We start from the raw sequence: 15,364 nt of genomic DNA on the forward strand, positions 1-15,364 counted from the left end.
AATTCGGGTTGCAATTTTGGTGATGATTCCGTTTTCTTAAGCTGTGTTTATCTGATAAACTATGAAGGAAACACACAGCAAGCATGAGACAACAGGCTATGCATGTTCAGGGGGGAGCATATGAAATACAGAAGTGTTTTTGATATAATCGGACCGATTATGATTGGTCCTTCAAGTTCCCATACAGCAGGGGCTGCAAGAATCGGGAGAGTAGCAAGAAGCTTATTTGGAAGAGAACCTAAATGGGCAGCCATTTCATTCTATGGGTCATTTGCAAAAACCTATAAGGGCCATGGAACGGATGTAGCCATCATCGGCGGCCTGCTTGATTTTGACACATTTGATGAGCGGATTAAAACGTCGCTTGACATTGCATCTGATAAAGGGATGAAAGTGACATTTACCGAAGAAGAAGCGATTACAGATCATCCAAATACAGCCCGTGTGATTATTGGAGATGACCACGGCCAGCTTGAGCTTGTCGGCATTTCCATCGGCGGAGGGAAGATTGAAATTACAGAGCTGAACGGTTTTGAGCTGAAGCTCTCAGGCAACCATCCTGCCATTCTTGTGGTTCATAATGACCGTTTTGGTGCGATTGCAGCTGTAGCGAATGTGCTTGCAAAATACGCGATTAATATCGGACATATGAATGTTGCCCGCAAGGAAAAAGGGAAGCTTGCGCTAATGACCATTGAAGTTGACCAGAATATTGACAAATCAGTGCTTGATGAGCTGAAAACACTGCCGAATATTCTTCAGGTGACAAAAATAGCAGATTAACCGTGATGCGATTGGGGGTAAAAAAATGTTTCGCAATGTAGCAGAACTAGTCGAACTTGCAGAAAGCAAAGGCGTTAAAATAGCGGAAATTATGATTCAGCAGGAAATGGAGATGACCGGAAGATCCCGGGAGCAGATCCTTCAAATGATGGACCAGAACTTGACGGTCATGGAACAGGCGGTTGAAAAGGGGCTCGCAGGAGTCAAATCCCATTCAGGACTTACGGGCGGCGATGCTGTTCTAATGAAGGCATACATCGAGAAAGGAAATTTTCTCTCAGGGGAATACATTCTTGATGCTGTCAGCAAGGCGGTCGCAACGAACGAGGTCAATGCAGCAATGGGAACGATATGCGCCACGCCTACAGCAGGATCTGCCGGTGTTGTTCCGGGGACTCTTTTTGCTGTAAAAAATAAATTAAACCCGAGCAGGCAGGAAATGATTGAATTCCTGTTTACATCAGGTGCTTTTGGATTCGTTGTGGCAAACAATGCATCCATTTCAGGTGCAGCAGGAGGATGCCAGGCAGAGGTTGGCTCAGCTTCAGGCATGGCCGCTGCTGCGATAACTGAGCTCGCCGGAGGGACTCCAAGCCAGGCTGCAGAAGCAATGGCTATTACCCTCAAAAATATGCTCGGGCTTGTGTGTGATCCTGTTGCGGGACTGGTTGAAGTCCCTTGCGTAAAACGAAATGCAATGGGTGCTGCCAATGCCATGATTGCCGCCGATATGGCGCTTGCAGGCATTACAAGCCGTATACCTTGCGATGAAGTCATCGACGCGATGTTCAGAATCGGACAATCCATGCCGACAGCTCTTAAAGAAACTGCACAGGGAGGTCTTGCCGCTACGCCGACAGGACGGGAGCTTGAAGCAAAAATCTTTGGGATATCACTTGATGAACGCAGTTAATCCGCTGCTGCAGCCTGTCAGTGCAGTCAAAGGAGTAGGTCCTGAATCTGCAGAGGTTCTGGGCAGCATGGGCATTCTGACGGTCATGGATCTAATTGAATATTTGCCATATCGTTATGAAGATTATCGCCTGAAAGACTTAGCGGACGTACAGCATGATGAGCGGGTGACAGTCGAAGGGAAGGTTCACAGCGAACCTTCTCTTGCCTTTTTCAGCAAAAAGAAATCACGGCTTACTGTAAGAATTCTAGTCGGAAATTACCTGATCAGCGCTGTCTTTTTTAACCAGCCTTATTATAAAAAGAAGCTTGAACTCGGTTCTGTCGTCACGGTTACAGGAAAATGGGACAAACACCGCCAGACGATTACGGCCAACCAAATCGTCTTTGGCCCTCATGCAAAAGAACATGAGATCGAGCCGGTTTACTCCGTGAAAGAAAATATAACGGTAAAAACCATGAGGAAACTGATTAATCACGCCCTCACCCAATACGGCCCGGAGATTCGCAATGTCATTCCTGAACAGCTGATGGAGGCATACAGGCTTCCCGCAAAAAAAGAAGCCATCCTGACCATGCATCACCCTCTTAAACATGAAGATCTGAAACATGCAAGGCGGTATTTTGTGTATGAAGAGTTTCTCTTGTTTCAGCTGAAAATGCAGGCTCTGAGAAAATTTCAGCGTGAACAGTCAAAGGGAGTTTCCCACGAAATTCACAGGGAAAGACTGGAAGAATTTATCGGGTCTCTTCCGTTTCCTTTGACGAATGCACAGGAGCGGGTAATCGGCGAAATTCTGACGGATATGAAATCTGCTTACAGAATGAACCGTCTTCTCCAGGGAGATGTAGGTTCAGGCAAAACCGTCGTTGCGGCGATTGCGATGTATGCTGCCTATTTATCCGGCTATCAGGCAGCCCTCATGGTTCCGACCGAGATTCTTGCCGAACAGCATGCCGAATCATTAACCGCGATTTTTGCAGGCTTCCCCGTTACGGCAGCCCTTCTTACAAGCTCTGTAAAAGGTAAAAAAAGACGGGAATTGCTTGCACGGGTGGAGTCAGGAGAAATACAGTTTCTTGTAGGTACGCACGCTCTGATCCAGGAGGATGTTCACTTTTCAAAGCTTGGTCTTGTGATAACAGATGAACAGCACCGGTTTGGGGTCGGCCAGCGGAAGGTGCTCCGCGAAAAAGGCGAAAATCCGGACGTGCTCTTTATGACGGCCACACCGATTCCAAGGACGCTGGCGATTACGGCCTTTGGCGAAATGGATGTATCTGTCATTGATGAACTTCCTGCAGGACGTAAAAAAATTGAAACTTACTGGGTCAAGCATGAGATGCTTGACCGTATCCTTAAGTTTATTGATAAAGAGCTCATGGAAGGCAGGCAAGCTTATGTAATCTGTCCGCTTATTGAAGAATCGGATAAGCTTGATGTGCAGAATGCCATAGATGTCCATAGCACACTTGTACACTATTACGGAGACAGGTGGAAGCTAGGGCTTATGCACGGAAGACTTTCAAGTGCAGAAAAAGATGAAGTGATGAGAGAATTCAGTGAGAATGCGGTTCAAATTCTCGTCTCCACAACAGTAGTTGAAGTTGGCGTAAACGTGCCAAATGCAACCGTGATGGTCATTTATGATGCAGAACGTTTTGGCCTGTCCCAGCTTCACCAGCTGAGAGGCCGGGTTGGCCGCGGAAGCGCCCAGTCCTATTGCATCCTGCTAGCAGATCCGAAATCTGAAACCGGCAAAGAAAGAATGCGGGTCATGACAGAAACAGCGGACGGCTTTGAACTGTCTGAAAAGGACCTTGAACTGAGAGGCCCCGGCGACTTTTTCGGAAGAAAACAAAGCGGAATGCCGGAATTTAAAGTGGCGGACATGGTCCATGATTACAGGGCTTTAGAAACGGCGAGAAACGATGCGGCTAAGCTTGTGCAGTCAGAAGCCTTCTGGAAATCTGATGACTACAGGGAGCTTCGTGACTATGTATACGCATCAGGCATCATAAGCGGCGGAAAATTAGATTAAGAGATTTTGAGACAGAAGCAGATTGCAATCAGTCCTTGCAATCTGCTTTATTTGCTTATATACTACTATTAGTACCTAGTCTTAAGAGTGCGGACGGTGTTAGTGCAATGAGAAAATCCAAAAAAGAACGGCAGTCTCTGCTGAAGCAGACAATAAATGACACACCCTTTATTACCGACGAGGAACTGGCTGATAAATTCCAGGTCAGTATCCAGACGGTCAGGCTTGACCGCCTTGAACTCTCCATTCCTGAGCTAAGAGAACGGATAAAGCATGTGGCAGTAAAGCAGCTCGATGATGAAGTGAAATCTCTGCCCTTAGAAGAAGTGATCGGGGAGATTATTGATCTAGAGCTTGATTCTTCTGCGATATCGATTTTCGAAGTGAAAAAAGAGCATGTTTTCAGCCGCAATCAGATTGCCCGCGGGCATCACTTATTCGCCCAGGCCAATTCGCTTGCAGTGGCGGTCATTGATGACGAGCTTGCTCTTACAGCAAAGGCAAATATCCGTTTCACAAGGCAAGTAAAGGAAAAAGAAAGAGTTGTCGCAAAGGCAAAAGTCATCCATACAGATGAAGAAAAAGGCAGAACGACGGTAGAAGTCACAAGCTATGTAGGCAGTGAGCTTGTCTTTTCAGGAGAATTTGACATGTACCGTTCAAAAACAACAAAAAAGGCAGGTTTCAGCAATGAAGATCGCAATTGATGCAATGGGAGGAGACAACGCTCCTAAAGCAATCGTAGAAGGCGCAATGAAAGCTGTCACACTTTTCAGCGATATTGAAATAACACTTTACGGCAAAGAGCCTTTAATAAAAGAATATCTGACAAATCAAGAACGAATTTCGATCGTACATACAGATACGGTAATCGAAGCAACGGATGAGCCTGTAAGAGCCGTCCGCAGAAAGAAAGATGCCTCAATGGTGCTGATGGCGAACGCGGTCAAAGAAGGGGAGGCGGATGCATGCATTTCCGCCGGAAACACCGGCGCTCTAATGACTGCCGGGCTCTTCGTTGTAGGACGGATTGAGGGGATTGAAAGGCCTGCACTTGCTCCGACGCTGCCAACCATTGAAGGAAACGGGTTTTTAATGCTTGATGTCGGTGCCAACGCTGATGCCAAACCTGAGCAGCTTTTGCAATATGCCATGATGGGTTCCATTTATGCAAACAAAGTAAGAGGAATTGAAAAGCCGCGTGTCGGCCTGCTGAATGTCGGCACGGAAGAAAAGAAAGGAAATGAGTTAACGAAAGCAGCATACCAGCTGCTGAAAGGCTCAGATCTGCATTTCATCGGCAATGTGGAGGCAAGGGATTTGCTTGACGGCATCGCGGATGTTGTAGTCACAGACGGTTTCACCGGAAATGTTGCCCTTAAAACCATTGAGGGGACGGCACTTTCTGTGTTCAAAATGCTGAAAACAGCTCTGACAAGCAATCTTCAGTCAAAGCTTGCCGCAGCTGTTCTGAAACCAAAGCTTAAAGTCATTAAAGGGAAATTGGATTATTCCGAATATGGCGGTGCGGGGCTGTTCGGTTTAAAAGCGCCGGTCATCAAAGCACACGGCTCATCAGATCCGAACGCCGTCTATAACGCCATCCGCCAGGCGCGGGAAATGGTCAGCAATGAAGTAACAGGCACGATTAGACGTTCAGTTGAGAAATCGGCCGATAACTAAATGCATGAGGGGAGATTATCATGAGTAAATTGGCGTTTATTTTTCCCGGTCAGGGTTCGCAGTCAGTCGGTATGGGGAAAGATGTGCATGATCAGTCAGAAACGGCACGGTCCATTTTTGAAGCGGCAGATGAAAAACTCGGCATGAAACTTTCAGAGATTATGTTTGAAGGGCCGCAGGAAACACTGACACTCACTTACAATGCTCAGCCGGCACTTCTGACGGCAAGTACAGCGATTCTCTCGAAATTCAGAGAAAACGGTATTTCGCCTGATTATGCAGCCGGGCACAGTCTCGGAGAGTATTCAGCTTTGGTTGCAAGCGGCGTGCTGTCCTTTGAGGATGCCGTTTACGCTGTAAGAAAGCGCGGAGAGTATATGAATGAAGCCGTGCCTGCAGGCATAGGAGCTATGGCTGCAATCATGGGCATGGATGCGGATGCATTGAAAAGCGTAACAGAAGAGGTAACAGCATCAGGATTTTCTGTCCAGCTTGCGAATTTAAACTGCCCGGGCCAGATTGTGATCTCCGGGACAGCAGAAGGCGTTGAAAAGGCATCGGCACTTGCAAAAGAAAAAGGTGCCAAACGCGCTATTGCGCTTGATGTAAGCGGTCCGTTTCATTCGGAACTGATGAAGCCTGCTGCTGAAAAATTTGCAGCGGTCCTGGAGGAACTTGAGGTAAACGATGCGGCCATTCCTGCTGTTGCCAATGTAACCGCCAAGCCTGTTGCAGATAAAAATGAGATTAAGCGTTTATTAGTTGAACAATTATATTCACCTGTAAGATGGGAAGAATCAGTGAGAGAAATGATTGATCAGGGTGTAACAGTATTTGTTGAAATCGGCCCTGGAAAGGTTCTTTCCGGACTTGTGAAAAAAATTGACCGGAGTGCAGAAGTGATAGCTGTTTCAGATATGGCATCATTTGAAGCAGCTGTTCAAAAACTGAAGGAGGTTCAGTTATGACAGAGAGTAAAACAGCGCTCGTTACCGGTGCATCAAGAGGCATCGGCCGGGCCATCGCACTTGAACTTGCACGGAATGGGATAAATGTAGCGGTCAACTATGCCGGAAGCGAAGCTAAGGCAAATGAGGTCGTTGACGAAATTAAAGCTCTTGGAAGAGAAGCGTTTGCTGTACAGGCAGATGTCAGTGACAGTGAATCAGTATCAGCGATGGTAAAAGAAACGGTTGAGCGTTTCGGCAGACTGGATATTTTAATCAATAATGCCGGCATCACAAAAGATAACCTTCTGATGAGAATGAAAGACTCCGAGTGGGATGATGTCATCAACATTAATCTAAAAGGGGTTTTCCTCACAACAAAAGCCGTTACCCGTCAAATGATGAAACAGCGTTACGGCAGAATCATCAACATCGCTTCAATTGTCGGCGTCAGCGGAAATCCGGGTCAGGCAAACTACGTAGCAGCAAAAGCTGGTGTAATCGGTCTTACAAAAACGGCTGCTAAAGAGCTGTCATCACGAAATATTACTGTGAATGCGATTGCTCCCGGGTTTATTACGACTGATATGACGGATAAACTGACAGAAGATGTGAAAAATGAAATGCTGAAACAGATCCCTCTTGCAAGATTCGGCGAAGCTTCAGACATCGCGCACACTGCCGTGTTTCTTGCTTCTGAAAAAAGCAGCTACATTACGGGGCAGACCATTCATGTAGACGGCGGCATGGTCATGTAAAAAAACATGTTCCACATGCTCTGCAATCATTGATTTCGGCTAGTTTTTTAAAAGGATATACACTATAATACTTTGAGGGGAGGTGAAATGTTATGGCAGAAGTACTTGAACGCGTAACGAAAATTATCGTTGACCGTCTTGGTGTTGATGAAGCAGAAGTGAAAATGGAAGCTTCTTTCAAGGACGATCTTGGCGCTGATTCCCTTGATGTTGTAGAACTTGTTATGGAACTTGAAGATGAGTTCGACATGGAAATTTCTGATGAAGATGCAGAAAAGATTGCAACGGTGGGCGACGCTGTGAACTACATACAAAGTCAACAGTAATGTTGCAAATAAAGCCCCGTTATAAGGCGGGGCTTTATCCCTTTTGAAAGATTACGTTAGATGCTGTTGTTTAAGTGATGGAGGTTATTATGCCGAAGATGAATTACAGAGAGAGAAGATCGTTTGTCAAAAAAGCAGAATTCAAACAATTTCAGGAGCAAATTGGCCATACGTTTCAAAATGAAAAATTATTGTACCAAGCCTTCACACATTCATCCTATGTGAATGAGCATCGCAAAAAGCCGTATGAAGACAATGAACGGCTGGAGTTTTTAGGAGACGCTGTACTTGAACTGACGATTTCCCAGTTCCTATTCAAGAAATATCCGACAATGAGCGAAGGAGACCTCACAAAGGTCAGAGCTGCAATCGTCTGTGAACCGTCCCTTGTCGCGTTTGCAAACGAGCTTTCATTCGGTAAGCTGGTGCTTCTTGGAAAAGGGGAAGAAATGACAGGCGGAAGAGCAAGACCTGCACTTCTTGCAGATGTTTTTGAAGCCTTTATCGGTGCACTGTATCTGGATTCAGGCCTTGAACCTGTGGTCCATTTCCTCGAAAAATGCGTTTTCCCTAAAATAAATGATGGTGCTTTTTCTCATGTGATGGATTTTAAAAGCCAGCTGCAGGAATTTGTCCAGCGGGACAGCAAAGGATCCCTTGAGTACAAAATTCTTCAGGAAAAAGGACCTGCCCACAACAGAGAGTTCGTTGCAACGGTTTCGTTAAACGGCGAGATCCTCGGAACAGGCAGCGGAAAATCAAAAAAAGCGGCCGAGCAGCACGCGGCACAGGAAGCCTTAACAAAACTGAAGCCGCTTTAATGGATAAACCCCCGAATACAAGGGGGTTCTCTTTATGTACAGCGATTTTCTGCCGGGCAAGTCCTTTTGCATATGTTTTTAAACCTGCCGGGCAGAAATTATGATAGAATATGGATGATTTTATAGAATAGTAGGGAGGATCCATAATGTTCCTCAAACGTTTGGATATTGTAGGATTTAAGTCATTCGCTGAACGTGTGAATGTCGATTTTGTAAAAGGTGTTACAGCTGTTGTCGGACCAAACGGCAGCGGGAAAAGCAATATCACGGATGCCATCAGATGGGTGCTTGGAGAACAGTCGGCCAAATCTCTCCGCGGAACGAAAATGGAAGATATCATTTTTGCCGGAAGCGACTCAAGAAAAGGCGTCAACATGGCGGAAGTCACACTGACTCTTGATAACGGGGATCAGTTTTTGCCGATCGACTATCACGAGGTTTCTGTTACGAGAAGAGTGTACAGATCCGGTGAAAGTGAGTTTTCAATAAACAATCAGACTTGCCGTCTGAAGGATATTGTCGACCTTTTTATGGATTCCGGGCTCGGAAAAGAAGCTTTTTCAATCATAAGCCAGGGAAAAGTAGAAGAAATTTTAAGCAGCAAAGCAGAAGAGCGCCGCAGCATCTTTGAAGAAGCAGCAGGCGTACTTAAATATAAAACGAGAAAGAAAAAAGCCGAATACAAATTGGCTGAAACGCAGGAAAACCTGAACCGCGTCCAGGATATTCTCCATGAGCTTGAAGGACAGGTAGAGCCTCTTAAAATCCAGGCTTCTATCGCGAAAGACTATTTGGAGAAAAAAGAGGAACTCGAGCAGTTTGAAGTAGCTTTGACCGTCTATGAAATTGAGGAACTTCATCAAAAATGGGAAGCTCTTTCAAAAGCAGTAGAAGACGGGAAATTGAAAGAAAGCAGTCTCTATGCCGCTGTTCAGAAAAAAGAAGCGGATATTGAACAGGTGAGAGACCGGACTCACGCGCTTGATGAATCCATCAATGATCTTCAGCAGGTGCTCCTTCTTGCAAGTGAAGACCTTGAAAAGCTGGAAGGCAGAAAAGAAGTTCTCAAAGAACGGAAAAAAAATGCAAGCCAGAACAAATCCCAGCTCCAGCATGCGGTAAAAGAAGCATCAGAACGCATCCATGCGCTCGAAAAGGAAAAAGAAGAACAGTCGCGAACACTTAAAGCTCTGCAGTCTGAAGTGGCAGACCTTAAAGAACAGCTTCAGCAGAAACAGTCTCTTCTGTCCTCCTTTGATCAGAACATGGAAGAAAAGATTGAATCGCTTAAAAGCGAATACTTTGATCTATTAAATGCAGAAGCCCAGGCGAAAAATGAAATCACATACATAAATGAGCAGATTGAGCAGCAGGCAAGAAAGACCGGCCGCCTGAAAGAAGCCAATCAAAAGTATTTGAGCGAGAGAAGCGAAACGGAAGAGAAAAAACGAAAGCTTGAGGCGAGACTTTCCCTTCTTGAAGCAGACCTGGATGAGCAAATTAAGACGTTCAGAACCGCCCAGACAAGCCTTGAGCATAAAAAAGCAGCCTACCAAAAGAGGGAAACAGCTCTTTACCAGGCTTATCAATATCTGCAGCAGACGAAATCGCGCAAGGAAATGCTCGAATCGATGCAGGAAGATTATGCAGGGTTCTTCCAGGGAGTAAAGGAGATCCTGAAACGCAGGAATGACCTTGAAGGAATTCACGGGGCCATTGCGGAGCTTATCTCAACGGATAAACTCTATGAAACGGCCATTGAAATTGCTCTCGGCGGGGCAGCCCAGCATGTTGTCGTAGAGAACGAACAGGCGGCAAGAACCGCTATCGCGTACTTAAAGAAGCATGCATTTGGACGGGCAACATTTCTTCCGCTCACTGTTATGAAGGAAAGGACCGTATCTGCTCAGGATCTGCAGACACTGCGCAGCCATCCGGCATTTAAAGGGATTGCCTCTGATTTGACTGAGTATGATCCTGTTTACCGGAAAGCTGTTTTAAATCTCCTTGGAACGGTCATTGTGACAGAAGATCTCAAGGGGGCAAATGAACTGGCGCGTCTTTTAAACTACCGTTTCAGGTTTGTGACCCTCGGCGGAGATGTTGTTAATCCTGGCGGATCGATGACAGGCGGCGCAGTAAAGCAAAAGAACAATTCTCTTCTCAGCAGAAGCCGCGAACTGGAAACGATCGACAAACAGTTCAGCGAAATGTCCGATAAGACAAATCAGCTTGAACAAGAGGTCAAATCACTGAAATTGTCGATCTCAGAGGGTGAAAAGAGCCTTGAATCTCTCAGGGAAAAAGGAGAACAGCTCCGTATGGATACAGGGGCTGTCAGGTCAGACCTGAAAGAACTTGAAATGATGGAGAAGAATGTGAACAGCCATCTTTCTCTTTATGATGCCGAAAAAGAATCATATCAGGAAGAAAAGGCCAGAATGGTAAAGCGCAAAGAAGAACTGACCGAGAGACTTGAAAAGGATGACAGCAAAAAAAGAGAGCTCGATCAGCTTATTGCTGAATTGAGCGCTAAAAAATCCAGTCAGCAAATGTCCAAGGAAGAAGTTCAGTCAGACATAACAGACGTAAAGGTCGTACTTGCCGGCAAAAAACAGGCGCTTGAAAATCAGCGCGGCCTTGCTGAACGGACAGAGCATGAATGGCTCGCGCAGCAGAAAAAATACCGCGAGGCAAAGGAAGACTTGGAATTTCTTCAGGATGAAATGAATTCTGATTTCTCCGGGGAAGAAAAACTCGAGCAAACAGCACAAGAGAAGCGGGAAGATAAAAATAAAACGATTGAACTGATCTCTGTGAGAAGAAGTCAGCGCCTGAAGCTTCAGGATCAGCTTGAAACAGCAGAAAAAGAAGTTAAAGAACTGAACAGGCAGTACAAACAGCTTTCAGAGCTGCAGAAGGATGAGGAAGTTAAGCTGAACCGTTACGATGTGGAGCTTGATAACAGGCTCAATCATCTTCGCGAAGAGTATCTTCTTTCGTTTGAAGCGGCAAAAGAAAAGTATGAGCTTCAGACAGATGCTGCAGAAGCGAGAAAACGAGTGAAGCTTATCAAGCTTGCGATTGAAGAACTGGGCACTGTCAACCTTGGCGCCATCGATGAATACGAGAGAGTGTCCGAACGCTATCATTTCCTGACAGACCAGCGCAACGATCTTCAGGAGGCCAAAGATACACTCCATCAGGTAATCGGTGAGATGGATGAAGAAATGAAGAAGAGATTCCACACGACCTTTACTCAAATCAGGTCACACTTTGAATCTGTTTTTCAGGCACTTTTTGGAGGGGGCCGGGCGGAGCTCAGGCTCACAAATCCGGACGATCTGCTGAACACCGGTGTGGATATTGTCGCTCAGCCTCCCGGCAAAAAGCTGCAGAACCTGGGCCTTCTGTCTGGCGGAGAGCGGGCTCTTACAGCCATCGCCCTTCTGTTCTCCATTTTAAAAGTGAGGCCGGTTCCATTCTGTGTGCTCGATGAAGTCGAAGCGGCCCTTGATGAGGCCAATGTGCACAGATTTTCGCAGTATCTTAAAAAATTCAGCCAGGATACACAGTTTATTGTTATTACACACAGAAAAGGCACTATGGAAGATGCAGATGTACTCTACGGCGTAACGATGCAGGAATCAGGCGTATCCAAGATGGTTTCAGTCCGCCTGGAGGAAACGAAAGAATTTGCCGAATCAAGATGAGAGGATGAAGCTTAAGTGAGTTTCTTTAAAAAGTTAAAAGATAAATTTACACAGCAGCAGGAGCCTGATGCTTCACCGGAAAAGTATAAAGAGGGGCTTGCGAAAACGAGAGTATCATTTTCTGAACGCGTCAATAATCTCGTTGCCCGCTACCGCAAAGTAGATGAAGAGTTTTTTGAAGAGCTTGAGGAAGTACTGATTGGCGCGGATGTAGGCGTAGCAACAGTGATGGACCTGATAGATGAGCTGAAGATGGAAGTAAAGCGGCGGAATATTCAGGACTCAAAAGATGTAAGATCAGTGATTTCCGAGAAGCTTGTTGAGATTTATGAAGGAGAAGATGAAGAGTCTCCAAAGCTTAACATTCGGGAAGGGCGCCTAAATGTGATTCTTTTTGTCGGCGTAAACGGAGTCGGCAAAACAACATCCATCGGCAAGCTTGCCCACAGGCTGAAGCAGGAAGGCAAATCAGTCCTCCTTGCAGCAGGAGATACTTTCCGTGCAGGCGCAATTGAGCAGCTGGAAGTCTGGGGAGAGCGTGCGGGAGTGGATGTAATTAAGCAGTCCGCAGGCTCAGACCCTGCAGCCGTCATGTTTGATGCAGTTCAGGCAGCAAAAGCAAGAAAAACGGACGTGCTGATCTGCGATACAGCAGGACGCCTGCAAAACAAGGTCAATCTCATGAACGAACTCGAAAAGGTAAAACGGGTCATCGAGCGCGAAATCCCGGGTGCTCCGCATGAGGTCCTTCTGGCTCTCGACGCGACCACGGGCCAGAACGCCATGGTGCAGGCAAAGCAGTTTTCCCAGGCGACAAATGTCACAGGCATCGTGCTTACAAAGCTTGACGGAACGGCAAAAGGCGGCATCGTCCTCGCCATCCGCAATGAACTGAGCATCCCTGTAAAACTTGTCGGCTTAGGCGAAAAAATGGACGACCTCCAGGAATTTGACGCAGAACAGTACGTCTACGGCTTGTTTGCGGATCTTGTAGAAGAAGCATAGGATAAATGAAAGCCGTTCCCTTTGTGAAAGAGGGGCGGTTTTTTTATGGAACAATGAAGATGACTGTTTTGGAAGGAAACTGGGAAATTTCAAGTTAACAGGGGATTTTGGCAAGTAAAGTGGCTGGTTTTTCAAGTGAAAAAGGAAGTTATTCAAGTATTCATTAAATAATGGCAAATAAATAAGAGTTTAGCGAACTAGGACGAAGCTGCAGAGCTGCACAGGTTGAATCAGATGCCCAAAAGCAAGTAGAGGGACAATAATTGGCAGGAATGCCGTATTCCTCACTTCTAAATTAGGAGGTAGCCGGGAAATTTCAAGTAAACACGGGATTTAAGCAAGTAATGGATCTGGATTTTCAAGTAAAGTAAGAAGAAATTCAAGTGTTTCTTCTAAAATGGCAAGTAAAATAAAATTCCGGTGCTCAGTTTAGAGACATGTTGGGGCGATTCAAGCTTTTCGCATTGTCCAGCTCCATCAGCCAGCTCCTCCGCCAGAACAAAATCCCCCAAAAAGTCAAACCCGGACTTTTCGGGGGATTTCTTTTTTGTCTGTCGGAGCTAAACGGCTGATTCCGCTTTTCTGGCAGTCAAGAAAAAAACTTGACATACATGTGACGAAAATGTAAACTAATGCTTGTAAAGGCAATTCCCTTAACAAAGGAGAGAAGCTTAGTGATGCTTGAAAAGACAACGAGAGTGAATTACTTGTTTGATTTTTATCAATCGTTGTTAACACCAAAGCAAAAGAGCTATATGTCGCTTTATTATCTGGATGATTACTCCTTGGGTGAAATTGCTGAAGAGTATGACATCAGCCGCCAGGCCGTCTATGATAATATTAAACGGACTGAGGCGATGCTCGAACAATATGAAGAAAAATTATTGCTTTTTGAAAAATTTCAAAAGCGGCAGCAGCTGATACAACAGCTGAAAACAGCAGTGGCGGATCTGGACGGGAACGGACAGGTTTTATCGCTTGTTGAATCGCTTGAGAAATTAGATTAGGAGGCGGCATGTATGGCATTTGAAGGATTAGCCGACCGACTGCAGAATACAATCGCAAAAATCCGCGGCAAAGGCAAAGTGTCGGAGTCTGATGTTAAAGAAATGATGCGCGAAGTGCGTCTTGCATTGCTTGAAGCGGACGTTAACTTCAAAGTCGTAAAAGATTTTGTTAAAAAAGTAAGCGAACGGTCTGTCGGGCAGGAAGTCATGACAAGCCTTACGCCCGGCCAGCAGGTCATTAAAGTTGTTAAAGAAGAACTGACTGCATTAATGGGCGGGGAGCAGAGCAAGATTGCTGTTGCTAACCGGCCGCCGACTGTCATTATGATGGTAGGTCTGCAGGGGGCAGGTAAAACGACGACAACCGGAAAGCTTGCCAACCTTCTGCGCAAAAAGCATAACCGCAAGCCATTGCTTGTTGCAGCGGATATTTACCGTCCTGCAGCAATCAAGCAGCTTGAAACGCTTGGGAAACAGCTGAGTATGCCTGTTTTCTCACTTGGGGATCAGGTAAGTCCTGTTGAGATTGCCAAACAGGCAATTGAACACGCCAAAAAAGAGCATCATGATTATGTTCTGATTGATACGGCGGGACGCCTGCACATTGACGAGACCTTAATGGACGAGCTTAAGCAGGTAAAAGAATTATCAAAACCTGATGAGATCTTCCTTGTGGTAGATGCCATGACAGGTCAGGATGCTGTCAATGTTGCCCAAAGCTTCAACGAGCAGCTTGGACTTACGGGTGTTGTTCTGACGAAGCTTGACGGCGATACGCGGGGCGGAGCGGCGCTTTCCATCCGTTCTGTCACTCAGACGCCAATCAAGTTTGTCGGTCTTGGAGAGAAGCTGGATGCGATCGAGGCATTTCATCCGGAGCGCATGGCTTCCCGTATTCTCGGTATGGGTGATGTGCTGACTCTTATTGAAAAGGCTCAGGCAAACGTAGATGAAACGAAAGCGAAAGAACTCGAGCAGAAAATGAGAACCGCTTCGTTTACATTTGACGATTTCCTTGAACAGCTTGGCCAGGTCCGCAGCATGGGACCGCTTGATGAGCTCCTCGGCATGCTTCCGGGAGCAAATAAAATCAAAGGCCTGAAAAATGCCCAAGTCGATGAAAAGCAGATCGGCTCTGTTGAGGCCATCATCCGTTCGATGACGAAGGAAGAAAAGCAGCATCCTGAAATCATCAACTCAGGCAGACGCAAGCGTATTGCCAAAGGAAGCGGGACAACCGTGCCTGAAGTAAACCGCCTGCTTAAGCAGTTTGAGGACATGAAAAAGATGATGAAGCAGATGACAAGCATGTCAAAAGGCAAGAAAAAAGGCGGAATGAAGTTTCCGTTCATGTAACAATTTTTAGG

General features: G+C 46.0%; 13 protein-coding genes. All 13 read left to right on the plus strand.

What is annotated here, in order from left to right; translation table 11 throughout:
- The first annotated feature begins 120 nt into the window (after positions 1-120).
- Entirely contained in the window at positions 121-783 is a 663-nt protein-coding gene (sdaAB, locus tag AZ46_RS04645; RefSeq protein WP_029281409.1) for an L-serine ammonia-lyase, iron-sulfur-dependent subunit beta, read from the plus strand.
- Positions 784-808: 25 nt separating this feature from the next.
- On the plus strand, positions 809-1,696 hold the full coding sequence (gene sdaAA / locus AZ46_RS22305) for an L-serine ammonia-lyase, iron-sulfur-dependent, subunit alpha (protein WP_029281407.1): 888 nt from the start codon (positions 809-811) through the stop codon (positions 1,694-1,696).
- Positions 1,683-3,737, plus strand: coding sequence for an ATP-dependent DNA helicase RecG (recG, locus tag AZ46_RS04655; protein WP_029281405.1), 2,055 nt, complete (start codon positions 1,683-1,685; stop codon positions 3,735-3,737). Before sdaAA ends, recG begins: the two co-directional genes overlap by 14 nt.
- A gap of 107 nt (positions 3,738-3,844) precedes the next feature.
- Positions 3,845-4,444, plus strand: a complete 600-nt coding sequence (gene fapR / locus AZ46_RS04660; RefSeq protein ID WP_029281403.1) for a transcription factor FapR — start codon at positions 3,845-3,847, stop codon at positions 4,442-4,444.
- Positions 4,428-5,420, plus strand: coding sequence for a phosphate acyltransferase PlsX (gene plsX / locus AZ46_RS04665; protein ID WP_029281400.1), 993 nt, complete (start codon positions 4,428-4,430; stop codon positions 5,418-5,420). The genes fapR and plsX overlap by 17 nt, the downstream gene beginning before the upstream one ends.
- 20 nt (positions 5,421-5,440) lie before the next feature.
- Complete coding sequence (gene fabD, locus AZ46_RS04670) at positions 5,441-6,388, plus strand: ACP S-malonyltransferase (protein WP_029281398.1); 948 nt, start codon at positions 5,441-5,443, stop codon at positions 6,386-6,388.
- Positions 6,385-7,125, plus strand: a complete 741-nt coding sequence (fabG, locus tag AZ46_RS04675) for a 3-oxoacyl-[acyl-carrier-protein] reductase (RefSeq protein WP_029281397.1) — start codon at positions 6,385-6,387, stop codon at positions 7,123-7,125. Before fabD ends, fabG begins: the two co-directional genes overlap by 4 nt.
- Positions 7,126-7,217: 92 nt before the next feature.
- Positions 7,218-7,451, plus strand: a complete 234-nt coding sequence (gene acpP / locus AZ46_RS04680; RefSeq protein ID WP_029281395.1) for an acyl carrier protein — start codon at positions 7,218-7,220, stop codon at positions 7,449-7,451.
- A gap of 89 nt (positions 7,452-7,540) precedes the next feature.
- Positions 7,541-8,272: a ribonuclease III gene (gene rnc / locus AZ46_RS04685; protein WP_029281393.1), complete on the plus strand. Its 732-nt coding sequence runs from the start codon at positions 7,541-7,543 to the stop codon at positions 8,270-8,272.
- A gap of 146 nt (positions 8,273-8,418) precedes the next feature.
- On the plus strand, positions 8,419-11,985 hold the full coding sequence (gene smc / locus AZ46_RS04690; RefSeq protein WP_029281391.1) for a chromosome segregation protein SMC: 3,567 nt from the start codon (positions 8,419-8,421) through the stop codon (positions 11,983-11,985).
- Positions 11,986-12,000: 15 nt separating this feature from the next.
- Positions 12,001-12,990, plus strand: a complete 990-nt coding sequence (gene ftsY / locus AZ46_RS04695; protein WP_029281389.1) for a signal recognition particle-docking protein FtsY — start codon at positions 12,001-12,003, stop codon at positions 12,988-12,990.
- A gap of 674 nt (positions 12,991-13,664) precedes the next feature.
- Positions 13,665-13,997, plus strand: coding sequence for a putative DNA-binding protein (locus AZ46_RS04700; protein ID WP_029281388.1), 333 nt, complete (start codon positions 13,665-13,667; stop codon positions 13,995-13,997).
- 12 nt (positions 13,998-14,009) lie between these two features.
- Positions 14,010-15,353 carry a signal recognition particle protein gene (gene ffh / locus AZ46_RS04705; protein WP_029281386.1) on the plus strand — a complete coding sequence of 448 codons (1,344 nt, stop codon included), beginning with the start codon at positions 14,010-14,012 and terminating at the stop codon, positions 15,351-15,353.
- The last annotated feature ends 11 nt before the right edge of the window (positions 15,354-15,364 follow it).

The sequence above is a fragment of the Metabacillus indicus LMG 22858 genome, from assembly GCF_000708755.2.
In the GTDB taxonomy this organism is placed as follows: Bacteria; Bacillota; Bacilli; order Bacillales; family Bacillaceae; genus Bacillus_P; species Bacillus_P indicus.